Consider the following 26,349-nt stretch of genomic DNA (forward strand, 5'->3'; position numbering starts at 1 on the left):
AGAGGACGGAGAGGACGCTGACGAGAGACCTGAGGAACAGCGGAGGTCAGTTCACGGACACGGCGCTCCATGCCGCCGCCACCGCGTCGTACTCCGTGCTCCCCGCCCCGTACAGGTCCTTCGCCGCGTTCAGCGTGGCCGTGCGGGCGCCCGCGTACGTCGTCGAGGACGTCATGTAGACGGTCAGGGCGCGGTACCAGATGGCGCCCAGCTTGCTCTTGCCGATTCCCGTCACCGTCGCGCCGTTGCAGGTGGTGCCGTTGTGCTGGACGCCGCCGATGCTCTTGGGGCCGCTGCCTTCCGCGAGGAGGTAGGCGAAGTGGTTCGCGACGCCGGACGAGTAGTGCACGTCCATGGTCCCGACCAATGAGTTCCAGCAGTCCGCCGACTTGCCGTCCTTGGAGGGCTGGTCCATGTAGCGGAGGGCGGAGCGGCCGAAGCCGGGCTTCACGATCTTCTCGCCGATCAGCCAGTCGCCGGGATCGGAGGAGTTGCCGGCGTGGAACTCGACCAGCGTGCCGAAGATGTCGGACGTCGCCTCGTTGAGGCCGCCGGGCTCGCCCGAGTACGTCAGGGCGGCCGTCTTGGACGTGACGCCGTGCGACATCTCGTGGCCCGCCACGTCCAGCGACACCAGCGGGCCGAAGGTCGTGCCGTCACCGTCGCCGTACGTCATGCAGAAGCAACTGTCGTCCCAGAAGGCGTTGTTGTACTTGCTGCCGTAGTGCACGCGGTTGTACGAGCCCTTGCCGTCGCCGGCGATGCCGCGGCGGCCGTGGACCTTCTCGTAGTAGTCCCAGGTGGCGTCGGTGCCGTACTGCGCGTCGACCGCGGCCGTGGCGCGGTCCGAAGCCGTCCCGCTGCCCCAGTGGTTGTCGGCGTCCGTGAAGACGGTGGCGGGGGCGCGGTTCACGCAGACGACGAGGACACAGCGGTCGGTCTTGTTCTGGGCGTCACCGGTGTAGGTGTTGCCGCGGGTGGGGTCGGTGAGCTTGTACTCCGACCCCGTGGGCGTCGTCTCCAGCGGGACCTTGCCGCTGTAGAGGGACTGGCCGTCGCCGGTGGCCGTCTCGATGCTGTCCCAGGCGTCGATCTGCCGGCCGGTGACGGCGTCGGTGAGGAGGACGCGGGCGACCGGGTTGCCGAGCGAGTCCTGGCCGGCGGCCTCGGTGCGCCAGGCCAGCTTGGGGGAGCCGTGGAGAGCGTCGATCACCAGCTGGGGCTTGGCGGTGACCTTGCGGAGCGTCTCGCCGAGGTTCGCGGTGCGCAGCGCGGCGGCGGCCAGGTCGGCGGCCTTCGGGGCGGAGAGGTCCGGCTCGACGGACGGCACGGAGAGGTCGGCGGAGGTGGCACGGTTCGCGCCTCGGTAGGCGCCGTCGGGGGACAGATGGACGACGAAGTCGCCGCCCAGGACAGGGAGTTGACGGAACGTACGGTCGTAGCGCACATGCTGGCCGCCGTCCGCGTCGACGATCACGTCACGGACCTTCGTCCCCTGTGCGGAGGTGAGACCCAGGCGCGCGGCCTGGTCCAGCAGCGCCGACGCCGCGTTGTCGATGGCGGTGGTCCTGGTCGGCCTGTCGGCCGTCACCGCGGGCGGGGCCAGTGCGCCCGCCAGCAGGGTGATGGCCGCCGCGGACATGCCGACGGTGGCGAGGTGCGGGCCTCGGAAACCTCCGGTACCGCGGAAACCTCCGCTACCGCGGAGACTTCCGGTACCTCGGATGCCTGGAACTTGCTGCCGTATCCGAATCCGACTCATCGATCTCCTCGGGACGACGCGCGGAACGCGTGGGGGAGCGGGTGGGGGGCATGCGTGGGGCGTGGGGGTGGCATGCCTGGGGAGGGGGCGGCGTCCGCTCAGTTTTAGGGGGCCATGACATGTCATGTCCATAGCGGTTACCGGTGGGTTATGTGAGGGGTGAGAATCGTTTCTGCAAAGGCCTGGAAAGGAGATCGATCATGACCGTGACCGATTGGCTCACCGTCCTGACCACGACCGACGCCCCGGAGAAGGCGGAGGCACTCGCGCGCGGCGCGATCGCGGCGCGTGTTGCCGCCTGTGCGCAGATCTCCGGGCCGGTCACGTCCGTCTACCGCTGGAAGGGGGAGATCGAGACCGCGTCCGAATGGCAGGTGTCGTTCAAGACGACGGGGACGCGGTACGCGGAGCTGGAGGCGTATCTGCGCCAGGCGCACGACTACGAGACACCGGAGATCATCGCCACTCCGGTGCAGCGGGGGAGCCGGAAGTATCTGGAGTGGCTGGAGCGGGAGACGGCCGGGTGAGGCAGCTGCCCTTCTTCGTGTACGGCACCCTGCGCCCCGGCGAGCACAACCACGACCTCTTCCTGCTCGGCCGCACCGAGTCCGAGGTGCCGGGGCGGCTCTCGGGTGCCGTGCTGTACGAGGGGCCCGGCTATCCGTACGCCGTCGAGGAGCCCGGTGGTGTGGTGTGCGGGGAGCTGGTCACCGCCGTGCCGGAGCAGTACGGTCCGCTCCTCGCCGCTCTGGACCGGTTGGAGGACTATGCGGCGGGCGATCCCGGCAACGTCTACGAGCGCGTGGCCCGGGACGTGGCCCGTGCGGACGGCACGCGCGTCCAAGCCTGGGTGTACGTGGCCGCGCCCGCCGTCGCCGCGCGTCTGCGGACTCGCGGCAAGCTGATCGAGGGCGGGGACTGGCGGCTGCGGGGCGTCTGAGGGCGCGGGTGTCCCCTCTGCCGCAGGTTGCCCTCGGGCCCGAAGCGTCGATGGGTTGGGAGTCGTACTCGGTGGGTTGGGAGTCGTGCCCCGGTGGCGCGGACTGGTTCTGCCGGCCCAACTCGCCGATGCCACCCGGGTGACGAGCGCGTGATTCGGGCTAATTGCGGTGCCGGAGCGACCCAAGTGGATTCATTCCGCGTTGTCACTGCGTGGAGCCTTCCGAATTCGTGACCGTGTCGCAGCCCGAGCCCGGTGCAGCCCCGGCTGTGCCCAGGCGCAGACACCTGCTTCCCCGGCAGAAGCAAGCGCCGGGACATGGCACGATCGACAGGTGGCTGGGGCTGGTGGTGCCAACGCTCGCACTGTGCGGGCTGGGGATGCTGGCCTTCGCCGCCTGGAACGGGATTCACACGCGACCTGCGGCCGACGAGTGGTGCTTGTTTCCGCGGCTGGAGGAGGCCGGTGGCGGCGTACTCGGCCTCCTGCCCGGCTTCTACAACTTTGACAACGGCAGGGTCACAGCGGCCGTCCTGTACGGCGCCTATCTTTCCCCCGGAGTCGTCGGCCATCAGGTTTTCGCAGCGCTGCTCGTCGCGGTGACGGTCGGGGTGCAGTGGGGGCTGGCGCGCAGCGTGCTGCGGGTGCTCGGCTGGCGTGGTCCCCGGGGCCTGGCGCTGCTGTTGGCTGTTACCGCTGCGGTGCTCTTTCTGCTGGGCTCGACGAACACGTACAAGACGCTCTACTGGCCGGGCGCGGCCACGGTCCACACGCTGGCGCCGGTCCTGCTTGCCGGCGCCGTGTGGGCTGCCCTGGCAGCGCGGGGTCGTGTCGGCCGCTGCACCGCGTCGGTGTACGCGCTGGTCGTAGGCGCGGAGGTGGGGACTCTGTCCGAGGGGGCCACCTTGACCGCCTGCGTTCTGCTGGTCGCGGTGCTGATCGCACGGCGGCGGCTGCTGCATGAGCGTGTCCAGCGGTTCGCGCGCTGCTGGACGGTGTGCGCGCTCGTAGGCTTGTTGACCGGTGCCCTGGTGGTACTGACCTCGCCGGGGCTGGCGAACCGGCGCAAGACCCTGGCGCACGGGGACGATCCGCTGTCGGCGGCCGCGATGGTGAAGGCTCCGCTGGAGTGGCTGCTGGCCACGGCCGACAGCCTGTTCAGCTTCCCCTACCTGGCAGCGGTCGCCCTCGGGGCGGTGGCCGGGGCCGTCGCCACCCGTGCGCCGGGCGCCGAGCCGGTGTTCGCGCGCTGTCCTGCCTCCTGGTGGATTCCCCGGGCCGTCGTCGTCTTCCTGGTCTGCAGTCTCGGCGTTGTGGTCATCTCCCAGCCCGGGTTGGGATACCAGGTCGCCCTGGCCACCCGGATCAGGAACAACTACCTGCTCTTCTACGTCGTGCTCCTCATGGCCATCGGGATGATGCTCGGACGAACGATCCGCTCCAGGACACGATTCCTGGACGGCCGGGTGACCCGCACGCAGGTCCTTGCCGGACTGCTGGCACTGTGTGGGCTGGGCTTCTTCGCGCTCGCGCCTCCGCTGCTGGACCTGAGCTGGGACATGCGCAAAAGGGCGGTCGCCTGGGACCGGCAGAGTGCCTGGCTGCACCGGCAGGCAGCGAACGGGGCGACGAACCTGCCGTACCGGCCGTTGCCCATCGCGGACATACCGGAGCCGTTCATGAACCCGAAGTCGAACTGGACCGAGGCCTGCGCCGCCCGCTACTACCGGGTGAAGGTCCTCACTCCGACCTGGGAACTGCCCTGAGCGGGATGGAAGGTCCTTGAGAGCGTCATTCCAGGCTGCCCGCCGCAGCCTGCGGATGGCTCGGTGCCGGGACCCCGCGAGGACGTGGGAAGACCTCGCGCAGGACGTAGTGCGGTCGCTGCTTGCTCTCGCTGTAGATGCGGCCCACGTACTCGCCGATGATCCGCGTGGTCGCGAGTGGGATGCCGGCCGGTCCCGTGACGGCCGCGATCAGCGTGGCGTAGCCGGGAGTGCGGACTTCGGATGGAGCGACGCGTAGAAGTACTCCGGGCTGACATCGCGCCGCCGCGGCCCGCCGCCGCGGCTGCCCCGCCCGGGCCCGTAACTCCGGCCGCGGTGCCCGCCGCGCCCACCGTGAGGACGAGTACACAGAGCACTCGCAGCGGCGCACGCCACACGCCGGGGGAGCGGTGTCTGTCCCGTATGGCGGTCATGCGCGGATTCTGCCGCATCCCGGGCGCAGCGAAAATCGGCCAGGCGCAAGCCCGTGACCGCCAATGCGTGCCTTCCTGATTCGACCGCAAGTACAGGCGGATCGAGCGCCGGTGACCCTACGTTGTAGGCCTGAGGCACATCATGGTTCCCCACAAGGAGGCTGTCCGGTGACGCGGGACTCGTCCGGCCCTGACACAGTGGCGTTATCGAAGATCGACTCGGCGGTGCCGAATTCGGCCCGGGTCTGGAAGTATTGGCTGGGGGGCAAGGACAACTACCCGGTCGACGAGGCGGCGGGCGAGGCGTTCCGCGAAGTCTTCCCCGGCATCACCGATCTCGCCCGCGGATCGCGGGCCTTCCTCGGCCGTGCCGTGCGCCACCTGGCCGGTGAGGCCGGGGTTCGCCAGTTCCTCGACATCGGTACGGGGCTGCCGACGGCGGACAACACCCATGAGATCGCCCAGCGGATGGCTCCCGACGCCCGCATCGTGTACGTGGACAACGACCCTCTGGTCCTGGCCCATGCCAAGGCGTTGCTCACCGGCACCCGTGAGGGGGTGACCGAGTACGTCGACGCGGATCTGCACGATCCCGGCACCGTGCTGCGGGAAGCGGCCGGGACGCTGGACTTCACACAGCCGGTTGCGCTCACGCTGATGCAGGTCAGTGGGCATGTCGCCGACTACGACGAGGCGCGGGCCATCGTCTCCGCGCTGATGGGGGCGCTGCCCTCCGGGAGCTACTTCGCGTTCAACGACAGCGTGGACACCAACGCGGCCAACGTCGAAGCCACGCGGCTCTACAACGAGAGTGGGGCGGCTCCCTACTACTTGCGCAGCCCGCAGCAACTTGCCGGGTTCTTCGACGGCCTGGAGTTGCTGGAGCCCGGTGTCGTCCCCATTGCCGACTGGCGTCCCGACGTCGCGACTACCGCCGCCGTCGGCGGCGAAGTGATCGCCCTGGGCGGCGTGGGGCGCAAGCCGTAGGGCGGTGGCGGAATCGCTGCGGGTGGTGGGGCGGGTTTTCTTTCCCCAACCCACCCCTTCCCGAAACAGGGGGCTGCGCCCCCAGGCCCCCCGTGCCCGCGGTCGCCCTCGGGCAGGAGGGGGCGGGGGTGGGTGGGTTCGTGCTTCGGGTGCCGGTGGGTTGTGGCTGGTCGCGCAGTTCCCCGCGCCCCTAATGGGGCGCGCCCCACGCGCGGGAGGGTGAAGGGGGGTGGGGTTCGTGCTTCGGGTGCGGGTTGGTTGTGGCTGGTCGCGCAGTTCCTCGCGCCCCTGAGGGGGCGCGCCCCCTCACCCGCCTGAAGGGGCGTACCCGCGCACCAACCGGGCGGCCTAGGGCGAAACCCCGACCAGGCGGACCACCACGACCGCCGGGGCCTCAGGTAGGACAACCCGCACCGCCGCCCCGTCCCACGCCACCGCAGCCCCACCAGCCCCTGCCCCAGCCGGATGCAGGATCTCCACTCGTACGCCCTCCTGGCCCGCCAAGTGCGGTACGCGCAGCGTCCGTTCAGGCTCGCCGCCCCTGCGCCAGACCGACAGGTACGTGGTCCCGGCGACTGGTGTCCGCAACCCCAGTGCCACCCACTCGTCCGTCCACCCCGGCAGCCCGACTGGCCAGAACGGTACAGCCGACCGCAGGTCACCCCGTATCGACTTGTACGTGGACACCGCGTCCCGCACCAACGCGAGCTGCCCCGGCGCCATCCGATCCAGGTGACCGGACAGATGGACCCGCCCGAGCAGCGCCGAACCGAGCGTGAAGTTGATCTCCTCGTCGGTGAACGACGGCTGCGGGTACGCCCACACGGCCCCCTGCTCCGGCGGCACAGCCGTCGGCGCGGCGGCCGCGATCGGCGGACAGCGCAGCGCGTCCTGCTGGTCGGACGTGGACTGCAGCTGGGCGACGGCCAAGGACGCGCCGTCCATCCGCATCCCCCCGGACGCACAGTTCTCGATCACCAGCGAAGGATGGCGGTCCAGTACGGACGACAGCCAGGACAGCCAGGCTCGCGAGTGGGCGAGCAGCCCCGCCACGGACGTGGTGATGTTGTAGTCGAGCTTCAGATAGCCCACGCCCCATTCCCCCACGATCCGGTCGACCGTCCTGTCCAGGTGCGCGCGGGCCGCCGGATGGGTCAAGTCCAGCTGATGGCGGCCCTGTTCGGTGACCCGGATGCCACCCTCGTGGCGCAGGAACGCCTCGTCGGGCAGCTCGCGCGCGACGGGACTGCGGACCCCGACGACCTCCGGCTCCAGCCACAGCCCCGGCACCATCCCGCGCGACCGGATACGGTCGAGCACCGCCCCGATCCCTCCGCCGGGAAAGCGCCCCGAGGACGGCAGCCACGCCCCGACGCTGTCCCACCAGCCCGCGGAGTCGTCGTCGTACCAGCCGGAGTCGACGCAGAAGTACTCCGCACCGGCCGCGGCCGCCGCGTCGATCAGGGGCAGCAGCTTCTCGGTGGTCGGGTCGCCCATCAACGTGTTCATGTAGTCGTTGAAGACGACGGGCAGCCGCTCGTGGTCCGGATGCGGGCGCCGGACGAGACGGCGGTACGACGTCATCGCGGCCAGCGCTCCGTCGAAGCCGGTGCCCAGCGCCAGCGCCGCCCACTCGCCGCTGAACTCCGCACCGGGTTCCAGGACTTCACACCATCGATGCTCGTCCGCCGTCGGTCCGCTCAAGGCCAGATACGTGTGCCGGCCCGCTTCTCCCGCCTCCCAGGACCAGCTCGCCGCGGACTCGATCTGCCACAGCCAGCCGCGCTCGTCCGTACGGTGGACGAACCCGCCCATGGCCAGGTGCCCGTCGGTGGGCCAGCTGCCGCGCCCGGAGAGCCGTACGGCCGCCCGACTGTCGTGCTCGTGGAAATCCCGGCCGATGTCGGGCACGGTGGCCCGCAACGGCTCGGCGTACCAACGGCATTCGGCGAGCCAGTCGTTGCGCGCGCGGTACACGAGCAGGTCGTCGGGGGAGGGCAGTCCGCCCAGCAGCAGACTGCCGACCGAGCGCACGGTGACCGGCGCGGGGCCGTCGTTGCGCAGCCGCACCCGGGAGCGCAGCACGGGCACCCCGTCGGGCGAGGCGTAGTCGGCGAAGACGGCCAACCCGCTGGCCGGGTCGTGGAGTTCGACGGTCAGACGGTGCCAGCCGTCGCCGTGCGTCAAGTCGTACGTCGTGTCGTGCGTCGACGTCGTGTCGTACGGCGCGTCGTGCGTCCTGTCGTACGTCGCCTCGTGCGCGCGGTACTTCAGACGCGGCCCGAGCGCCGTCCCCGTGAACCGCGGCCCCGACCAGCCGGTGCCCTCGCCGGCCAGGGTCAGGTCGGCCAGCGGCAGCGCGGCACCGACGACGTCCTCCGGGGCGGACTCGCGCTCGGCCGGTCGCCCCACCCGGAGCAGCCGGGGCGTGTCCCCGCCGAGGTCGAATTCGACGGTGAGCCCGGAATGGCCCCACCGATAGCTGTGGTCCTGCGTCACCCGATCCCCCCACGATGCGGCCCCGAACTCTCGCGCATGATCAACTCCGGCTCCGCGCACGGCTCCTGCACGGCTGCCGCCGGATCCAGCAGCCGGTGCAGCAGGCCGAAGCAGGTACGGCCGAGCCCCTCGAAGTCCAGCCGTACGGTGGTCAGCGCCGGTGCCAGATACGCGGACGCGGGTGTGTCGTCGAAGCCCACGACGCTCAGCTCGTCCGGCACCCGGCGCCCCGCCTCACGTGCCGCCCGGAGCACCCCGAGCGCGAGATCGTCGTTGCCGCACAGTACGGCCGTCACGTCCGGCCGGGAGAGCAGTCCGCGGGCGGCCAGGTATCCGGAGCGCGGCGTCCACCCGCCCTCGACCGGGGGCGGCACATCGACTCCCGCCTCCCGCAAGGCATCCAGCCACCCCTCCGTCCGCTGCGCGTTGCGCGCGGTGGACGACGGCAGCGCGAGACAGTGCACCGTCCGGTGCCCCAGGCCGAGCAGGTGCCGGGTCGCGCGCGTTGCCGCCAGCCGGTCGTCGAGCCACACGTGCCGGGGATCGGCGTCCACACCCGGCGGCCGCTCCACCATCGCCGCCACCGGCACATCGGGCGGCAGCAGTTCCAGGGCGCGTGCCCCGGCCGCGTCGAAGGCGATCACGACGACGGGCTCGCCGGGGCGCGTCAGCCGGGCCCGCAACTGTTCGGAGTCGAGTGCCGCGTTCCGGTCGAGCACGCTGATGGACACCGCGAACCCGGCCGAACGCGCGGCCTCCTCCAACCCGCGCAGCGCTGTCGCGTTGCCGTACAGCGAAGTGTCCGAGGTGAGCACGGTCAGCGAGCGGACCGCCTTGCCGGCGAGTTCGCGTGCCGCCTGGTTCGGCCGGTATCCGAGCTCGCCGATCGCGGCCATCACGCGCTGCCGGGTGGCGTCGGCGACGCGTTCGTTGCCGTTGATGACCCGAGAGACGGTCTGGTACGAGACGCCGGCGGCGCGCGCGACGTCCCGGATGGTCACGGAGGTGACGCCCACGGCGTCCGGAGTGGTGTGCATCAGCCCTTCATCATCGTTCACGAACATGGTTCACGGAACCGGCGACCGCGGCTCATCGCCCCGACGACCTCTCGTCGACAGCACGGCACATGTGAACGGTCACCTCACTGTGTGCGACGGAAGTGGTTGCGGTTATCCACGAATTACTGCTGTGACAGCTGTTGACTCTCCTTGCCACAGCGGGAGAATCATGCGCTGATGTGACCGTTCACACAAGAGTCCAGGAGCCGATGCATTGACGGCATCGGCCGGCAAGGCGCTTCGGCTGTACCTGGTGGCGGGCAACAACCGGGTGACGGCGACCGGTTCGGGGGTCGGGCTGCGCTCGCTGGACGTCTCCGGCGCCGGTTCGGCGTCCGGCACGCTCGCGTACGAGGGAGCCGACGCGACCCTGGCCGGGGGAGCGGCGCTGGAGTCCTCGTCCTACGCGTCGGCGGGCTCGTACATCGGATGGCTCGGCAACTCGGCAGGCAGCACCGCCCAGTTCAAGGTCGACGCCCCCAAGGCGGGCCGCTACGTCCTGGTCGTGTCGTACGCCAACAACGACCGCCGCGACAACGGCCACGCCTACAACACGGACATCGTCTCCCGCACCGCGGACGTCACGGTGGGAGGCGTGACCAGGAAGGTGACCTTCAAGAACACCTGGAGCTGGGACGACTACTGGACGCTCGGTGTCCCGGTCGAACTGGCGAAGGGCAGGAACACGATCACCTTCGCCAACGCCTCGGCGTGGGCACCGAACATCGACAGGATCGAACTGGCGCCGGTACTGGGCTAGTCGGCGCGCTCCACGCGTACCGCGCACGCCTTGAACTCCGGCATGCGTGAGGTCGGGTCGAGGGCCGGGTTGGTCAGTGTGTTGGCCCGGCCCTCGCCCGGCCAGTGGAACGGCATGAAGACGGTGTCGGGCCGGATGGAGGCGGTGATCCGCGCGGGAGCGACCGCGCGCCCGCGCCGGGACACGACGGCCAGGGAGTCCCCGTCCGCGGCCCCGAGGCGCTCGGCGAGCCTCGGGTGCAGCTCCACGAAGGAGGTGGGGGCGGCGGCGTTGAGCTCGTCCACGCGACGGGTCTGGGCGCCCGACTGGTACTGGGACACGACGCGTCCGGTGGTCAGCAGCACCGGATACTCGGCGTCGGGCTCCTCGGCGAGGGGCCGGTGCGTCACAGCGACGAAGCGGGCGCGGCCGTCGGGGGTGGCGAAGCGGTCGAGGAAGAGCCGGGGCGTACCGGGGTGCGCCCGTTCCGTGGAGTCGCGTGCGGGGTCGTCCGGCAGCACGTCGAACGCGGAGTCCTCGGCGTCCTCGGCGTCCTCGGAGAGCGGGGCGTCCGCGGCGTTCGCGGAGCCCTCCGGGAAACCGGGCGCCGGGCACGGCCAGAACACCCCGTTCTCCTCGGCCAGCCGGAGGTAGGTGATGCCCGAGTAGTCGGCGGCGCCGCCCGCGCTCGCCCTGCGCAGCTCCTCGAAGACCTCCTCCGGGTCCGTCGGGAAGCCCTTCTCCACGCCCAGGCGGGCGGCGAGTTCATGGAGGACGTCGAGGTCGCTCCGTACGCCGTCCGGGGGCGTGATCGCCTGGCGGCGGAGCAGAACGCGGCCCTCCAGGTTCGTCGTCGTGCCCGTCTCCTCCGCCCACTGGGTGACCGGGAGGACGACGTCCGCGAGGGCGGCCGTCTCCGACAGGACCACGTCCGCGACCGCGAGGAAGTCCAGGGAACGCAGGCGCTCCTCGATGTGGGCGGCGCGCGGGGCGGAGATCACCGGGTTCGAGCCCATCAGCAGCAGCGAACGGATGTCCGTGCCCATGGCGTCCAGCAGTTCGTACGCGCTGCGCCCCGGCCCCGGCAGCGAGTCCGGGTCGACACCCCAGACCTCGGCAACGTGGCGGCGGGCCGCCGGGTCGTCGAGCTTGCGGTAGCCGGGCAACTGGTCGGCCTTCTGGCCGTGTTCACGGCCACCCTGCCCGTTGCCCTGCCCGGTGAGGCAGCCGTATCCGGAGAAGGGACGGCCCGGACGGCCGGTGGCCAGACAGAGGTTGATCCACGCGCCGACCGTGTCCGTACCCTTGGCCTGCTGCTCCGGCCCGCGCGCGGTGAGCACCATCGCGGACTCCGGCTCGCAGAACAGCCGTACGGTCTCGCGGAGTTCGGGCACGGACACGCCGGTGATCCGCTCCACGTACTCCGGCCAGTGCGCCATGGCCGCCGCCCGCGCCTCCTCCCAGCCGCTCGTACGTTCCTGGATGTACGCCTCGTCCGTGCGCCCCTCCGCCACCACCAGGTGCAACAGCCCGAGGGCCAGGGCGAGATCCGTCCCGGGGCGGGGCGCCAGGTGCAGATCCGCCTGCTCGGCGGTGCGCGTCCGGCGGGGGTCGATGACGACCAGCTTCCCGCCGTTCTCCTTGAGTTCGGTGAGATAGCGGAGCGCGGGCGGCATCGTCTCGGCGAGGTTCGAGCCGACGAGGATGACACAGCCGGTCTTCGGGATGTCCTCCAGCGGGAAGGGAAGACCCCGGTCCAGGCCGAAGGCCTTCATGCCGCCGGCGGCCGCGGACGACATGCAGAAGCGTCCGTTGTAGTCGATCTGCGAGGTGCGGAGCACGACGCGGGCGAACTTCCCCAGCGTGTAGGCCTTCTCGTTGGTCAGCCCGCCGCCGCCGAACACGCCGTTCGCGTCCGGGCCGTGCTCCGCGCGCGTGCGGGTCAGCCCGTCGGCGATCCGGGCGAGGGCTTCCTCCCAGGTGGCGGGCTCCAGAACACCGGCGTTCCGGACCAGCGGGGAAGTGAGCCGGACCCGGGAGGAGAGCAGTGCGGGCGCGGTACGGCCCTTGCCGCACAGGGCGCCCCGGTTCACGGGGAAGTCCGCGCGCTCCACCACCTCGACCACGCTGTCGGCCCCTTCGGGCGCGGGCGTCAGGTTCATGCCGCACTGCAGGGCGCAGTAGGGACAGTGGGTGGGCGTAACGGAGGTCTGCATACCCTTCAGCGTGCGTCGGACGTGTTACGCACCGGAACGCGTCCCGTTACGCGGCAGGCACGGGGACCTCTTCGCGCGGTCCTGGCGGACGTGAGGGCTGCCGGGGCCGGCATGATCCGTCGGACAGGCCCGAGGCCGGGCCCCGGTTCACCGGCCGCCGGCCAGCGCCGCCGCGACCCCCGGTTCCTTCGGCCCGAGGAACCGGGGGTCGGGCTCGAACAGCGCGTCCAGTGCCGCCTTGTTCGCCGCGATCAGCTCACGGACGCCGCCGTAGTACCAGGTCGCGTCGTGCCGGGCGTCCACCCCGACGCCGTACGCGGTGACACCCGCCTCCTGGCACAACGCGACCGCCCGGCGGATGTGGAAGCCCTGGCTGATGAGCACGGCCTTGTCGACGCCGAAGATCTTCTTGGCGCGGACGCAGGAGTCCCAGGTGTCGAAGCCCGCGTAGTCGCTGACGATGCGGGCGTCCGGGACACCGTGTCGCGTGAGGTACGTACGCATGGCGTCCGGCTCGTCGTAGTCCTCGCGGCTGTTGTCGCCGGTGACCAGGACGACCTCGATACGGCCCTCGCGATACAGCCGCGCGGCCGTGTCGAGGCGGTGGGCCAGGTAGGGGGAGGGCTCGCCCTGCCACAGACCGGCGCCGAAGACGACCGCGACCTCGGTGCGCGGCACGTCCGCCGCCGTACGGAGCCGGTCACCCGTCACGGTGAACATCCAGGTGGCGGGCAGCAGCGCGAGCACGCACAGCAGCATCAGCGCCTGCACGGCCCGCCGCTGCCCGGCACGGGTGCGCGGTAGCCGCGGTCGACGGACGGTCAGCGGCAGGTGCGGCAAATGCGGCAGGCGCATGCGGTGTCCCCCAGGTAGACGTCACCGTCCCCCGGGACGGTCGGCCGAGGCCGCCGTCCGGTTCGGCGATTCGACCATCAGGGACGCCGCGCAAGGCGATCCGGTTCGCGGCGCACAACGTGACGGGTCTCACACACGGAGGCGTAAGTACAGGTCAGAACACCTCACACACCCCTGGCAGTGCGCCGTGAACCCCCGGAAAACACTCGTCATTCCCGCGCAACGGGACGGCAACGTCGTACCGCCACCATCGGTTCATGACGGCGTCGAACCCTCTTCACGACGAGTCCCAGCCCCGCCCCGGCGGCCAGCCGCTCCGTGGCGGTCACCTCGACAGTACGGCGCAACTCATGAACCGGATCACCAGCCAGCTCGGCAGCCAGCTCAGCCTCGTCTCACTCGACGGCAAGCGGCGCGGCACACCGCCCGCGCTCGTCCTCGTGGGCCACGGCAGCCGTGACCCCCGGGCCCTGAGCACCATCCGCGCCCTCATCGAGAAGGTCCGCGAGCTGCGCCCCGAGGTGCCCGTGCACCTCGGACACATCGAGCTGAACGAACCCCTGCTGCCCGACACGCTCGCCTCCCTCGGCACCGGCGAAGCCGTGCTCGTGCCCCTCCTGCTCAGCCGCGGCTACCACGTCAAGCAGGACATCCCCGAAGCCGCGGCCGCCTCGGCGGCACGCACCCGCGTCGCCGCGCCGCTCGGCCCGCACCCGCTGCTCGTGGAGACGCTGTACGCGCGACTCGTCGAGGCCGGCTGGCGGTCCCGGACGAGCGAGGCCGCCCGCCGCTCCAGCGGTGTCGTACTCGCCGCCGCCGGCTCCCGGGACCCCGACGCGGCCGTCGACACCCGGCGCACCGCCCGGCTCCTCGCCGAACGCCTTGGCGTACCCGTCGTCCCGGCGTACGCCTCCGCCGCCGCGCCCACGGTCCCGAACGCGGTGCGCGCGCTCGCCGCCCGCGGCCGCGACCGGGTCGCGATCGCCTCGTACTTCACCGCTCCCGGGCGCTTCGCCACCGAGTGCGCCGAAGCCGCCCCCTGGATCGCCGCGGCCCCGCTCGGCGCCCACCCGGCGATGGCCCGCCTCGTCCTGCACCGCTACGACCAGACGGTCGCCGCCCCCGCGTCCGCCCCGGAGCGCCGGCTGGCCTCGGCGTGACGGCATGTCGGCATGACCGTCCGACGGCCTGAAGCAGGCCGCTCGACCCGGCCCTGCGCGTCCCGTTTGTCGCTGCCTGCGTCTACTGTCGGGGCATGGCAGGCACCGCACCGAAGGCACCGCAGGCATACGAAGACCATGCCACGCCCGACGCGTACGACGAGACGGCCGTCGAGCGGTGGGCCGTCGAGCCGGACAAGCGGCCCGGGCGCACCGCCTTCCAGCGCGACCGCGCACGTGTGCTGCACTCCGCCGCGCTGCGCCGCCTCGCGGGCAAGACCCAGGTGGTCACGCCAGGCACCCGCAGTCAGGTGTGGGACGCCAGCCCCCGTACGCGGCTGACCCACTCCCTCGAGTGCGCCCAGGTCGGCCGCGAGCTGGGCGCGGCTCTCGGCTGCGACCCGGACCTCGTCGAGGCGGCCTGCCTCTCGCACGACCTGGGACACCCGCCCTTCGGGCACAACGGCGAGCAGGCGCTGAACGAGTTCGCGGAGGACTGCGGCGGTTTCGAGGGGAACGCGCAGTCGCTGCGGCTGCTGGCCCGCATCGAGCCCAAGCGCTTCGTACGCGCCCCGGCCGCGACATCGGACGCCGCCGCGGCGAGTGGCGGTGACCTGGTCAGTGTGGGCCTCAACCTCACGCGCGCCGCCCTCGACGCCGCAACCAAGTACCCCTGGCCGCGCGGCGGCCACCCCGCCGACCCCAAGTCGTCGAAGTTCGGGGTCTACGAGGACGACCGGCCGGTCTTCGACTGGGTCCGCAAAGGCGCCCCCGCCCACCGCTCCTGCTTCGAGGCCCAGGTCATGGACTGGGCCGACGACGTGGCGTACTCGGTGCACGACGTCGAGGACGGCCTGCACGCGGGCCACATCGACCCGGGCTGCCTGCGCGCGGAGCCCGAGCGGCAGTCGGTCTTCGCGGTGGCGATCGGGCGGTACGTGCCCGAGGACACCGACCCCGCCGAGCTGGCCGAGGCCCTCGACAGGCTGCTGGCCCAGGAGTGGTGGCCGCACGGCTACGACGGATCGGCCGTCGCACAGGCCCGCCTGAAGGACGCCACCAGCCAGCTCATCGGCCGCTTCTGCCTGGCCGCCGAGGGGGCGACACGGGCGGCGTACGGCAGCGGACGGCTCACGCGGTACGCCGCCGAACTGGTCGTACCGAGTGGTGCGCGCCTGGAGTGCGCGGTCCTCAAGGCCGTCGCCGACCGGTACGTCATGCAGCGCGCCGAGCAGGAGCGGCTGCGCGCCGACCAGCGGATCGTGGTCGCGGAGCTGGCCCGGGCGCTCACCGCTCGCGCGCCGGAGGGGCTGGACCCGCAGTTCCGCGCGCTGTTCGACGAGGCGCCGGACGACAGGGCACGCAAGCGTGTCATCGTCGACCAGATCGCCTCGCTGACGGACGCGTCGGCACGGTCGCTGCACGCGCGGTTGACGGAGGGCTGAGCTGGGGGGTTCTGCCTAGCCCCGCTGAAATTCAGCCCCTCCGGCGTTTGAGGAGCGGGGGTCCAGGGGGCTGGCCCCCTGGCGGGGTCTGGGGCGGAGCCCCAGGGGATGGGATTGGGTAGGGGCGGCGGGGGCGAAATCACCCACCGTAGGGGCAAGCGGGCGCACGAAGGTGACCCTCCGTGGCCTGAACGGGCCACTCCCTCTTCCCGCATCACGCTGCGTGCGGGACGCTCACATGTGGCGGCACTGTTATGAGGAGGCATCACGTGGTCGACGCGGATCAGACATTCGTCATCGTCGGAGGAGGTCTGGCCGGCGCGAAGGCGGCCGAGACGCTCCGGGCGGAGGGCTTCACCGGCCGCGTGATACTGATCTGCGACGAACGCGACCACCCGTACGAGCGCCCGCCCCTCTCCAAGGGCTACCTGCTCGGCAAGGAGGAGCGCGACAGCGTCTTCGTGCACGAGCCCGCCTGGTACGCGCGCAACGACATCGAACTCCACCTCGGCCAGACCGTCGACGCGATCGACCGGACCGCGAAGACGGTCCGCTTCGGCGACGACGGCACCCTCGCCCACTACGACAAGCTGCTGCTCGCGACCGGCGCCGAGCCCCGCCGCCTCGACATCCCGGGGACCGGCCTGGCCGGCGTGCACCACCTGCGCCGCCTCGCGCACGCCGAGCGCCTCAAGGGCGTCCTCGCCGCTCTCGGCCGCGACAACGGCCACATCGTCATCGCGGGCGCCGGCTGGATCGGCCTGGAGGTCGCCGCCGCGGCCCGCGAGTACGGCGCCGAAGTCACCGTCGTCGCGCCTCAGCCCACTCCGCTGTACGGGGTCTTCGGCCCCGAGATCGGGCAGATGTTCACCGAACTGCACGCCGAGCGGGGCGTCCGCTTCCACTTCGGCACCCGGCTCGCCGAGATCACCGGCCAGGACGGCATGGTCCTGGCCGCCCGCACGGAGGACGGCGAGGAACACCCCGCCCACGATGTGCTCGCCGCGATCGGCGCGGCCCCGCGCACCGGCCTCGCCGAGGCCGCGGGCCTCACCCTGGTCGACCGCTCGGAGGGCGGCGGCATCGCGGTCGACGAGCGGCTGCGTACCTCGGACCCCGACATCTACGCGGCCGGCGACGTGGCCGCCTACCACCACGCCCTCTTCGGCGTCCGGCTGCGTGTGGAGCACTGGGCCAACGCCCTCAACGGCGGCCCCGCGGCGGCCCGCGCGATGCTGGGCCGCGAGCTGACGTACGACAGGGTGCCCTATTTCTTCTCCGACCAGTACGACGTCGGGCTCGAGTACTCGGGCTGGGCGCCCCCGGGCGCGTACGACCAGGTGGTGATCCGGGGAGACGCGGGCAAGCGGCAGTTCATCGCCTTCTGGCTGAAGCAGGGGCGGGTCCTCGCCGGGATGAACGTGAACGTGTGGGACGTCACGGAGCCGATCCAGCGGCTGATCCGGTCGAAGGCTCAGGTGAACACGGAGGCGCTGGCGGACCCGCACGTTCCACTGGACAGCCTGGCCCCCTGACGACGGCGTACTGGACTGTCACACCACCCCCGTAGAATTCACGCGTGGCCGGAAGGATCAACGACGAGGACGTGAAGGCGGTTCGGGACGCGGTTCCGATCGACGCCGTGGTGTCCGAGTACCTCCAGCTGCGTAACGCGGGCGGGGGAAACCTCAAAGGCCTCTGCCCGTTCCACGACGAGAAGTCGCCCTCCTTCACGGTCAGCCCGAGCAAGGGGTTCTTCCACTGCTTCGGCTGCCAGGAGGGCGGCGACACCATCACCTTCGTGATGAAGGTCGACCACCTCTCCTTCTCGGAGGCGGTCGAGCGCCTCGCCGGGCAGGCGGGCATCACGCTGCGGTACGAGGAGGGCGGCTACAACCCCTCCCACCAGCGCGGCGAGCGCATCCGGCTGGTGGAGGCCCACAAGATCGCCGCCCAGTTCTACGTCGAGCAGCTCGACACCAGCCCGGAGGCCGACACGGGCCGCACGTTCCTGGCCGAGCGAGGCTTCGACCAGGCGGCCGCCGCCCACTTCGGCGTCGGCTACAGCCCCCAGGGCTGGGACCACCTCACCCGCTATCTGCGCGGCAAGGGCTTCACCGACAAGGAGCTCCTCCTCTCCGGCCTCTCCCAGGACGGCCGCCGCGGTCCCATCGACCGCTTCCGCGGCCGCCTGATGTGGCCGATCCGCGACATCGGCGGCGAGGTCGTCGGCTTCGGCGCGCGGAAGTTGTACGAGTCGGACAACGGACCCAAATACCTGAACACCCCCGACACGCCGATCTACCGGAAGTCACAGGTCCTCTACGGCATCGACCTCGCCAAGAAGGAGATCGCCAAGACCAGCCGCGCGGTCGTGGTCGAGGGGTATACGGATGTGATGGCCTGCCACCTCGCGGGCGTGACGACGGCCATCGCCACCTGCGGTACGGCCTTCGGCGGCGACCACATCAAGATCCTCCGCCGGCTCCTGATGGACAACGGCTCGGCGCGTGTCATCTTCACCTTCGACGGCGACGCGGCCGGCCAGAAGGCGGCCCTGCGCGCGTTCGAGGACGACCAGAAGTTCGCCGCCGAGACCTACATCGCCATCGCGCCGGACGGCATGGACCCCTGCGAGCTGCGCCTCGCCAAGGGCGACGAGGCGGTGGCCGACCTGGTCGAACCCCGTATGCCGCTCTTCGAGTTCGCGCTGCGCCAGATCGTCGCCCGCTACGACCTGGAAACCCCGGCGGGCCGCGCCGCCGCGCTCGACGAGGCGGCGCCCATCGTGGCCCGCATCAAGAACAGCGGCGCCCAGCACGAGGTGGCCGTGGAGCTCGCGGGCATGCTGGGCATTCTGGACACACAGTTCGTGGTCAAGCGGGTGGCCCAGCTGGCCCGTTGGGCACGGGACCGGGGCGGCAAGGGCCCGGCGCCGACCCGGCAACAGGGCGGCCCCCCACAGTCGTACGCCGCGGTGAGAGCACCGTCGGGCCCCGCCCTGACCCTCCGCAACCCCGTGTTCGCCACCGAGCGCGAGTTGCTCAAACTCGCCCTCCAGCGACCGGAGTTGGTCTCCCCGGCCTTCGACGCCTACGGGATCGACGAGTTCACCGCCCCGCCGTACGCGGCCGTACGCCAGGCGATCATGGACGCGGGCGGTGCGGAGTACGGAGTCCAGGACCCCCAGGAGTATCTGGTCCGGGTCCGCGAGGCCGCTCCGGACAACGCGGTCCGCGCCATGGTCACCGAGCTCGCGGTCGAGGCCATCATGCGCCGGACCGTGGACGAGGTGTACGCCGGCGATCAGCTCGTCATGGTCCGCCGCCGCGCCGTCGACCGCCGCATCCACGAGGTCCAGGGCACTCTCGCCCGCCTGGGCGCGCACGGCGACCCGGCCCACCTGGCCGCCGTACAGAACGAGTTGTGGGTGCTCCAGCAGTACGGGCAGGCACTGCGCGAGCGAGGCGCGGAAGCTCTCTGACGGTGGTTTCGTGCCCGCTGACCGGGCACTCGTACGTCAGGGTAACCACCCGGTCACGGACGGGACTCAAAAAGTCACCGCACGCCCCTCGTGGCGAGGATGTGTCGTACTCCACACTGGGTTCCGGTGCCTGAGTCCTCGGAGCGCGGCCGACCCGAACGCGACGGGTCCTCCATCCCCGCGGTTCCGCTCAACGTGTACGGGACGGATGGCGGCGCGGCCGTCGAGTCCGTTCGCGAAGTACCGCTGCCGCATGCCTCAGCAGCGATCACCCTGGAGGTCGCCCCCGTGCAGACCCAGACCCTCACAGAGACCGACAACATCACGGACGCGGACGTCATCTCGGCGGTGCCGCCACAGAGCCGTGTCGCGCACCATCCCGAAGCCGGGCCGGAGAGCCCGCCAGGCCTCGACGACCCGCCGGCCGGCGTCATCGAGACCGAGGCGCCCGAGCCCGTCGAGCCGCTGCGCCGTGCCCGCGTCACCGACACCGGAGGCCCGTCCTCCGACCTGTTCCGCCAGTACCTGCGCGAGATCGGGCGGATCCCCCTGCTCACCGCCGCCGAGGAGGTGGAGCTCGCACGCCGTGTCGAGGCCGGCCTCTTCGCCGAGGAGAAGCTCGCGGGGACCCCCGACCTGGACAGCCAACTTGCCCTGGACCTCGACAAGTTGGTGGTCATGGGCCGGATGGCCAAGCGCCGCCTGATCGAAGCCAACCTGCGGCTCGTGGTCTCCGTCGCCAAACGGTACGTGGGACGCGGCCTGACCATGCTCGACCTGGTGCAGGAAGGCAACCTCGGTCTCATCCGCGCCGTGGAGAAGTTCGACTACGCCCGCGGGTACAAGTTCTCGACCTACGCGACCTGGTGGATCCGGCAGGCCATGTCGCGCGCCCTCGCCGACCAGGCCAGGACCATCCGAGTCCCCGTCCACGTCGTCGAGTTGATCAACCGTGTCGTCCGCGTTCAGCGGCGCATGCTCCAGGAGCGCGGCTACGAGCCGACCCCCGAGGAGGTCGGCGTCCAGCTCGATCTGCCGAGCGAGCGGGTCAGCGAGGTCCTGCGGCTGGCCCAGGAGCCCGTCTCCCTCCACGCGCCGGTGGGCGAGGAGGACGATGTGGCCCTGGGCGACCTGATCGAGGACGGCGACGCGACGTCGCCCGTCGAGTCGGCGGCCTTCCTGCTGCTCAGGGAGCACCTGGAGGCCGTCCTCTCCACCCTCGGCGAACGCGAACGCAAGGTCGTCCAACTCCGCTACGGGCTCGCGGACGGGCGTCCGCGAACGCTGGAGGAGATCGGCCGTATCTTCGGCGTCACGCGTGAGCGCATCCGCCAGATCGAGTCGAAGACCCTGAACAAGCTCAGGGATCATGCGTTCGCGGATCAGCTGCGGGGTTACTTGGACTAGGGTTTTTCGCCCCCGCCGCCCCTACCCGTCCCATCCTGAACCCGGGGGCTCCGCCCCCAGACCCCCGTATCGGCCTGAACGGCCTCGTCCTCAAACGCCGGACGGGCTGAAAATCAGCCCCCCGGCGATTGAGGAGCGGGGTCTGAGGGCGGAGCCCTCAGTCCACCTCCGCCACGGCCTGAGCGAACTGCGCCTGGTACAGGCGCGCATACGCCCCACCGGCCCCCAACAGCTCCTCGTGCGCCCCCTGCTCCACGATCGCCCCGTTCTCCATCACCAGAATCGTGTCCGCGTCCCGAATGGTCGACAACCGGTGAGCGATCACGAACGACGTCCGCCCATGCGCCAGCTTCGCCATCGCCTTCTGGATCAGCACCTCGGTCCGCGTGTCCACCGAACTCGTGGCCTCGTCGAGCACCAGTATCACCGGATCGGACAGGAACGCCCGAGCGATGGTGATGAGCTGCTTCTCACCCGCGCTCACCCCTGACCCCTCGTCATCGATGACCGTGTCGTACCCGTCCGGCAACGTACGCACGAACCGGTCCGCGTGCGCGGCCCGCGCCGCCTCCTCGATCTCCGCGCGCGTCACCTCGCGAGAGGCCCCGTACGCGATGTTCTCCGCGATCGTGCCCCCGAACAGCCAGGTGTCCTGAAGCACCATGCCGATCCCGGCCCGCAGTTCGTCGCGCGACATCTTGGAGATGTCGACCCCGTCGATCGTGATACGCCCACCGGTGACCTCGTAGAACCGCATCAGCAGGTTCACCAGCGTCGTCTTGCCCGCCCCCGTCGGACCGACGATCGCCACCGTATGACCGGGTTCGGCCTTCATCGACAGGTCCTCGATGAGGGGCTTCTCGGGGTCGTAGCGGAACGACACGTGCTCCAGCGCGACCCGGCCACGTACCTCCCGTACCTCTCCAGCCGCCCCGACTCCTGCCTTCCCGGCATCCAGCGACTTCTCGCCCGGCAAGGGGTCCGCCTCCTGCTCCTCCGCGTCGAGCAGCTCGAAGATCCGCTCGGCCGAGGCGACCCCGGACTGCACGAGGTTGGCCATGGAGGCGACCTGCGTGAGCGGCATCGAGAACTGCCGCGAGTACTGGATGAAGGCCTGCACGTCACCGATCGACAGCGCCCCCGAGGCCACCCGGAGCCCGCCGACCACGGCCACCAGCACATAGTTGAGGTTCGAGACGAACATCATCAGCGGCTGCATGACCCCGCTGTTGAACTGCGCCTTGAACCCGGCCTCGTACAACTTCTCGTTCTGCTCGGCGAACTGCGCCGCCGACTCGTCCTGCCGCCCGAAGACCTTGACGAGCGTGTGCCCGGTGTACATCTCCTCGATGTGCGCGTTGAGCTTGCCCGTCGACCGCCACTGCTGCACGAAGTGCGGCTGCGACCGTTTGCCGACGCGGGTCGCGACATAGAACGACAGGGGCACTGTGACCAGCGCGACCAACGCCAGCAGCGGTGACACCCAGAACATCATCGCCAGCACGCCCACGATCGTCAGCAGCGAGTTGATGAGCTGTCCGAGCGACTGCTGGAGCGTCTGCCCGATGTTGTCGATGTCGTTGGTGGCGCGGCTGAGCACCTCACCGCGCTGCCGCTTGTCGAAGTACGACAGCGGCAGCCGCGACAGCTTCGTCTGGACGTCCTCGCGCATCCGGTACACGGTCATGTTGACCGCCCGGTTCACCAGCCGCGTCGCCACGGCCATCAGCAGTCCGGCGCCCGCGAACGTCAGGAGCGCGAGCCCCAGCACCTCGCCGACCGCCGTGAAGTCGATGCCCTTGCCCGGCGTGAAGTCCGTCCCGGAGAGCATGTCGGCCACACCGCCGTCCCCGCGCTCCCGCATGGACTTCAGCACCTCGGCCTTGGTGGCGCCCTCCGGCATCTCCCGCCCTACGACCCCCGCGAAGACCAGGTCGGTCGCGCGGCCGAGGATCTTCGGGCCCACGACCGACAGCCCGACGCTCAGGACGACGGCGAGCAGCATCGCGTACATGGTGGCCCGCTCGGGTCTGAACTGCGCGAGCAGCCGCTTCCCGGACCCCTTGAAGTCCATCGAGTGCTGGTCGGGCCCGCCCCCGGCCATCATGCGCCCCATGGGCCCTGCCATCAGGCCGCCTCCGCTTCCGTCAGCTGGGAGAGCACGATCTCCCGGTAGGTCTCGTTCTCCGCCATCAGCTCGTTGTGGCGGCCCGTTCCCACGACCCGCCCCTCGTCGAGGACCACGATCCGGTCGGCGTCCCGGATGGTCGACACGCGTTGCGCGACGATCACGACGGTCGCCTCGGCGGTCTCGCGCGCGAGCGCCGTACGCAGCGCCGCGTCCGTCGCGTAGTCGAGCGCCGAGAACGAGTCGTCGAAGAGGTAGATCTCCGGGCGCTGTACGAGCGTGCGGGCGATGGCGAGCCGCTGCCGCTGACCGCCCGACACATTCGTGCCGCCCTGCGCGACGGGTGAGTCGAGCCCGCTCTCCAGCCGCTCCACGAAGTCCTTGGCCTGCGCCACCTCCAGCGCGTGCCACAGCTCCTCGTCGCTCGCGTCCGGATTCCCGTACCGCAGGTTCGTGGCCACCGTGCCCGCGAACAGATACGGCTTCTGCGGTACGAGGCCCACGGTGCGCGCGAGCAGTCGCGGCTCGAGGGTCCGTACGTCCACGCCGTCGACGAGGACGTCCCCGTCCGTGGCGTCGAAAAGGCGCGGGACCAGGCCGAGCAGCGTCGACTTGCCGCTGCCGGTCGACCCGATCACGGCGGTCGTCTCGCCGGGCCGCGCCACCAGGTCGATGGACTTCAGCACCGGCTCCTCGGCGCCGGGATAACGGAATCCGGCCCCGCGGATCTCCAGATGGCCGTGGCGCCGCAGTTCCCGTACGGGAGCGGTCGGCGGCACGACGCTGCTCCGCGTCTCCAGGACTTCCTGGATGCGCTCGGCGCAGACCTCGGCGCGCGGCACCATCATGAACATGAAGGTGGCCATCATCACGGACATGACGATCTGCATCAGATAGGCGAGGAACGCGGTCAGCGCGCCGATCTCCATCCCGCCGCTGTCGATGCGGTGCGCGCCGAACCACACCACCGCGATCGACGACACGTTCACCACGGTCATGACGATCGGGAACATCAGCGCCAGCATCCGCCCGGTGCCCAGCGACACCTCGGTGAGGTCGACGTTCGCCTTCCGGAAGCGCTCCTCCTCGTAGGCGTCGCGGACGAAGGCGCGGATGACGCGGTTGCCGGTGATCTGCTCGCGCAGCACCCGGTTCACCGTGTCCAGGCGTTCCTGCATGGAGCGGAACAGCGGGCGCAGGCGGCGCACGATGAGCCCGACCGCGATGCCGAGCACCGGCACGACGGCGAGCAGCACACCGGACAGCGGCACGTCGAGGCCGAGCGCCATCACGATGCCGCCCACGCACATGATCGGCGCCGACACCATCAGCGTGAACGTCATCAGGGTCAGCATCTGCACCTGCTGCACGTCGTTCGTGGTGCGGGTGATCAGCGACGGCGCCCCGAAGTGGCCGACCTCACGCGCGGAGAACGACTGCACCCGGTCGAAGACGCCGGCCCGGATGTCGCGGCCGACCGCCGAGGCCGTGCGGGCGCCGTAGTAGACGGCGCCGATGTTGCACACGACCTGCACCAGCGAGATGCCGATCATCAGCGCGCCGAAGGACAGGATGTAGCCGGTGTCGCCCTTCACGACACCGTCGTCGATGATGTCCGCGTTCAGGGTGGGCAGGTACAGGGTGGCGCAGGTCTGCAGGAACTGCAGCAGCACCAGTAAGGCGATGGGTTTCTTGTATGGCCTGAGGTAGGTCCGCAGGAGTCGTATGAGCACGCTGGTCTCTCGGGTCGGCGACAAGGGCGGAAACGGTGACGCACCACGCCCCATCGTCGGACAGGCCACCAGTGTTACCCCAGCGAATTACGCCAAGAGCGCTTCAAAAACCCGGCAAGAAACCCCGTAAGTGGCATCAAGCTTCCCGGAATGCATAATTCCGGACGCTCTGGACTCCGGGTCTGGACTCCGGGTCCGGGCTCCGGATCTGGGCTCTGGGATCTCAGGATCTGAGGGCGCCCGGGTGCGTCTGATCCCGTACCGACGTGTACTGCTGCCGTACCGCCTGCCCCACCGCCAGCTCCTCGCCGGGCTCCAGGACCTGCGCGGCCGCACCCTGCCAGGCGGGCGGCTGCCGCGGATCGAACGTGCCCTGCGCGACGCCGAGCGGATCGAGCGTGCCCCGCGAGGCGCCGAGCGCCCAGGCCGCCTGCCGGGCCGCGCCGATCGCCGCGTAATCGGCGGACTGCGGCACCACGATCTGCACTCCCAGCAGCGAGGGCGCGCAGGCCTGCACGGCGGGCAGCTCGGCGGCCGGGCCCAGCAGGAAGATCCGCCGCACCTCCACGCCCCGGCGGCGCAGCACGTCCAGCGCGTCCGCGAGCCCGCACAGCATGCCCTCGAACGCCGCCCGCGCCAGATGCTCGGGCTTCATCGACTCCCGCCGCAGCCCCGACAGTGTCCCCGCCGTGTGCGGCAGAGCGGGCACCCGCTCGCCTTCCAGATACGGCAGCAGTACGAGCCCGTGCGAGCCCGGAGTCGACTTCATCGCCAGATCGGACAGGCTCTCCAGATCGGGCAGGCCGAGGAGTTCGGCGGTCCCGCGCAGCGTCCGTACGGCGTTGAGCGTGGTGACGACCGGCAGATGCATGCCCGTCGCGTCCGCGAGCGAGGTGATCATCCCGGACGGGTCGACCAGCGCCTCATGGTGCACGGCCATCACGGACCCCGAGGCGCCCAGCGACACCACCGCGTCGCCGAGCCCGATCCCGAGCCCGAACGCCGCGGCCATCGTCTCGCCCGTGCCCGCCGAGATCAGCAGCCCCTCGGGCGTCGTCCCCGCGGCCTCGGACGGGCCGAGCACATCGGGCAGCAGCGCCTGGTGCCCGAGCGCCAGCTCCACCAGATCGGTCCGGTACGCGCCGTTCGCCGCGCTCCAGTAGCCCGTGCTGGAGGCCCCGCCCCGGTCGGTGGTCCGGCGTGCCGGCCGGCCGAGCAGCTGCCACACCAGCCAGTCGTGCGCCTGCATGAGCAGGGCGGTGCGCAGCGCGGAATCGGGCTCGTTCTTGGCCAGCCAGCGCAGCTTCGTCACCGGCTGCCCCGCCTGCGGTACGCAGCCCACGGCCTGGGCCCAGGCCTCGCGACCGCCGAGCGCGTCGACCAGATCGGCCGCCGCGACCTGCGCCCGCTTGTCCCCGCCGACCAGCGCCGGGCGCACGGTGTTGCCCTGGGTGTCCAGCGGCACAAGCGCGTTCTGCTGCGCCGAGACGCCGATCGCCTGCACGCCTTCGAGCAGCCCGCCGCTCGCCGCTTCACCGAGGGACAGCAGCCAGGCCTGCGGGTCCACGTCCGAAGGCCGGCCGCCCTCGGCGCCGCCGTCGACCGGATGCGGGGCGTACCCCTGCCGGAGCACGGCTCCGCTGTCCGCGTCGCAGACGACGATGCGAGTGAAATCGGGCGAACTGTCCAACCCGGCGACTATCCCCATGGCGGAAATTCTGCCGTACCGCCGGACG

The 26,349-nt window shown here is 71.0% G+C and carries 17 protein-coding genes and 1 pseudogene; 10 read left to right on the plus strand and 8 right to left on the minus strand.

The window, feature by feature from the left end:
* Positions 1-46: 46 nt before the first annotated feature.
* Positions 47-1,642 (minus strand): M4 family metallopeptidase, encoded by a 1,596-nt coding sequence (locus tag FE633_RS08950; protein WP_138044569.1) that lies wholly within the window; start codon positions 1,640-1,642, stop codon positions 47-49.
* A gap of 320 nt (positions 1,643-1,962) precedes the next feature.
* Here FE633_RS08950 and cutA point away from each other — a divergent pair, with 320 nt between their 5' ends.
* From cutA to FE633_RS08975, 4 genes are all read left to right on the plus strand, one after another.
* The gene (gene cutA / locus FE633_RS08955; protein WP_138044570.1) at positions 1,963-2,289 is read left to right on the plus strand and encodes a divalent-cation tolerance protein CutA; all 327 of its coding nucleotides are present in this window, start codon (positions 1,963-1,965) and stop codon (positions 2,287-2,289) included.
* The gene (locus FE633_RS08960; protein ID WP_171059867.1) at positions 2,286-2,702 is read left to right on the plus strand and encodes a gamma-glutamylcyclotransferase family protein; all 417 of its coding nucleotides are present in this window, start codon (positions 2,286-2,288) and stop codon (positions 2,700-2,702) included. The genes cutA and FE633_RS08960 overlap by 4 nt, the downstream gene beginning before the upstream one ends.
* A gap of 347 nt (positions 2,703-3,049) precedes the next feature.
* Entirely contained in the window at positions 3,050-4,468 is a 1,419-nt protein-coding gene (locus FE633_RS08965; RefSeq protein ID WP_138044572.1) for a DUF6056 family protein, read from the plus strand.
* A 602-nt stretch (positions 4,469-5,070) separates the two neighbouring features.
* On the plus strand, positions 5,071-5,889 hold the full coding sequence (locus FE633_RS08975) for an SAM-dependent methyltransferase (protein WP_138044573.1): 819 nt from the start codon (positions 5,071-5,073) through the stop codon (positions 5,887-5,889).
* A 348-nt stretch (positions 5,890-6,237) separates the two neighbouring features.
* Here FE633_RS08975 and FE633_RS08980 read toward each other — a convergent pair whose 3' ends face one another.
* Together FE633_RS08980 and FE633_RS08985 are read right to left on the minus strand one after the other, a co-directional pair.
* Positions 6,238-8,388 carry a glycoside hydrolase family 36 protein gene (locus FE633_RS08980; protein WP_138044574.1) on the minus strand — a complete coding sequence of 717 codons (2,151 nt, stop codon included), beginning with the start codon at positions 8,386-8,388 and terminating at the stop codon, positions 6,238-6,240.
* A complete protein-coding gene (locus FE633_RS08985; RefSeq protein ID WP_138044695.1) occupies positions 8,385-9,425 on the minus strand; it encodes a LacI family DNA-binding transcriptional regulator in 1,041 nt (346 codons plus the stop codon). Before FE633_RS08985 ends, FE633_RS08980 begins: the two co-directional genes overlap by 4 nt.
* A 238-nt stretch (positions 9,426-9,663) precedes the next feature.
* On the opposite strand from FE633_RS08985, the pseudogene FE633_RS08990 reads away from it, so the two are divergent.
* Positions 9,664-10,206: pseudogene (locus FE633_RS08990) on the plus strand (CBM35 domain-containing protein); the annotation flags it as partial.
* Here FE633_RS08990 and FE633_RS08995 read toward each other — a convergent pair.
* Complete coding sequence (locus tag FE633_RS08995) at positions 10,203-12,401, minus strand: molybdopterin oxidoreductase family protein (RefSeq protein ID WP_138044575.1); 2,199 nt, start codon at positions 12,399-12,401, stop codon at positions 10,203-10,205. The pseudogene FE633_RS08990 and the gene FE633_RS08995 overlap by 4 nt on opposite strands.
* Positions 12,402-12,548: 147 nt before the next feature.
* Entirely contained in the window at positions 12,549-13,256 is a 708-nt protein-coding gene (locus FE633_RS09000) for a SanA/YdcF family protein (protein ID WP_138044576.1), read from the minus strand.
* Positions 13,257-13,513: 257 nt separating this feature from the next.
* Between FE633_RS09000 and FE633_RS09005 the strand changes: the two genes are divergently transcribed.
* The 5 genes from FE633_RS09005 to FE633_RS09025 all read left to right on the plus strand — a co-directional run bounded on the left by FE633_RS09005 (position 13,514) and on the right by FE633_RS09025 (position 20,752).
* Complete coding sequence (locus FE633_RS09005) at positions 13,514-14,416, plus strand: sirohydrochlorin chelatase (RefSeq protein WP_138044577.1); 903 nt, start codon at positions 13,514-13,516, stop codon at positions 14,414-14,416.
* A gap of 95 nt (positions 14,417-14,511) precedes the next feature.
* Positions 14,512-15,861 (plus strand): deoxyguanosinetriphosphate triphosphohydrolase, encoded by a 1,350-nt coding sequence (locus FE633_RS09010; RefSeq protein ID WP_138044578.1) that lies wholly within the window; start codon positions 14,512-14,514, stop codon positions 15,859-15,861.
* A 269-nt stretch (positions 15,862-16,130) separates the two neighbouring features.
* Positions 16,131-17,396, plus strand: a complete 1,266-nt coding sequence (locus FE633_RS09015) for an NAD(P)/FAD-dependent oxidoreductase (protein WP_138044579.1) — start codon at positions 16,131-16,133, stop codon at positions 17,394-17,396.
* 44 nt (positions 17,397-17,440) lie between these two features.
* Positions 17,441-19,345: a DNA primase gene (gene dnaG / locus FE633_RS09020; protein ID WP_138044580.1), complete on the plus strand. Its 1,905-nt coding sequence runs from the start codon at positions 17,441-17,443 to the stop codon at positions 19,343-19,345.
* 126 nt (positions 19,346-19,471) lie between these two features.
* Positions 19,472-20,752 carry an RNA polymerase sigma factor gene (locus FE633_RS09025; RefSeq protein ID WP_138044581.1) on the plus strand — a complete coding sequence of 427 codons (1,281 nt, stop codon included), beginning with the start codon at positions 19,472-19,474 and terminating at the stop codon, positions 20,750-20,752.
* A gap of 157 nt (positions 20,753-20,909) precedes the next feature.
* On the opposite strand, the gene FE633_RS09030 is transcribed toward FE633_RS09025, so the two are convergent.
* From FE633_RS09030 to FE633_RS09040, 3 genes are all read right to left on the minus strand, one after another.
* Complete coding sequence (locus tag FE633_RS09030; protein WP_138044582.1) at positions 20,910-22,880, minus strand: ABC transporter ATP-binding protein; 1,971 nt, start codon at positions 22,878-22,880, stop codon at positions 20,910-20,912.
* A complete protein-coding gene (locus FE633_RS09035; protein WP_138044583.1) occupies positions 22,880-24,613 on the minus strand; it encodes an ABC transporter ATP-binding protein in 1,734 nt (577 codons plus the stop codon). The genes FE633_RS09030 and FE633_RS09035 overlap by 1 nt, the downstream gene beginning before the upstream one ends.
* A 223-nt stretch (positions 24,614-24,836) precedes the next feature.
* Positions 24,837-26,321, minus strand: a complete 1,485-nt coding sequence (locus tag FE633_RS09040) for an FGGY family carbohydrate kinase (RefSeq protein WP_138044584.1) — start codon at positions 26,319-26,321, stop codon at positions 24,837-24,839.
* Positions 26,322-26,349: the final 28 nt, after the last annotated feature.

This window comes from Streptomyces montanus, from assembly GCF_005786655.1.
GTDB lineage: Bacteria > Actinomycetota > Actinomycetes > Streptomycetales > Streptomycetaceae > Streptomyces > Streptomyces sporangiiformans.

Excerpts from the sequence above, each read along its gene's own strand:
- FE633_RS08950 (WP_138044569.1), bottom strand. The coding sequence starts at position 1,642 with ATGTCCGCGGCGGCCATCACCCTGCTGGCGGGCGCACTGGCCCCGCCC.
- cutA (WP_138044570.1), top strand. The coding sequence starts at position 1,963 with ATGACCGTGACCGATTGGCTCACCGTCCTGACCACGACCGACGCCCCG.
- FE633_RS08985 (WP_138044695.1), bottom strand. The coding sequence starts at position 9,425 with ATGCACACCACTCCGGACGCCGTGGGCGTCACCTCCGTGACCATCCGG.
- FE633_RS08995 (WP_138044575.1), bottom strand. The coding sequence starts at position 12,401 with ATGCAGACCTCCGTTACGCCCACCCACTGTCCCTACTGCGCCCTGCAG.
- FE633_RS09000 (WP_138044576.1), bottom strand. The coding sequence starts at position 13,256 with ATGCGCCTGCCGCATTTGCCGCACCTGCCGCTGACCGTCCGTCGACCG.
- FE633_RS09005 (WP_138044577.1), top strand. The coding sequence starts at position 13,514 with ATGACGGCGTCGAACCCTCTTCACGACGAGTCCCAGCCCCGCCCCGGC.
- FE633_RS09010 (WP_138044578.1), top strand. The coding sequence starts at position 14,512 with ATGGCAGGCACCGCACCGAAGGCACCGCAGGCATACGAAGACCATGCC.
- FE633_RS09030 (WP_138044582.1), bottom strand. The coding sequence starts at position 22,880 with ATGGCAGGGCCCATGGGGCGCATGATGGCCGGGGGCGGGCCCGACCAG.
- FE633_RS09040 (WP_138044584.1), bottom strand. The coding sequence starts at position 26,321 with ATGGGGATAGTCGCCGGGTTGGACAGTTCGCCCGATTTCACTCGCATC.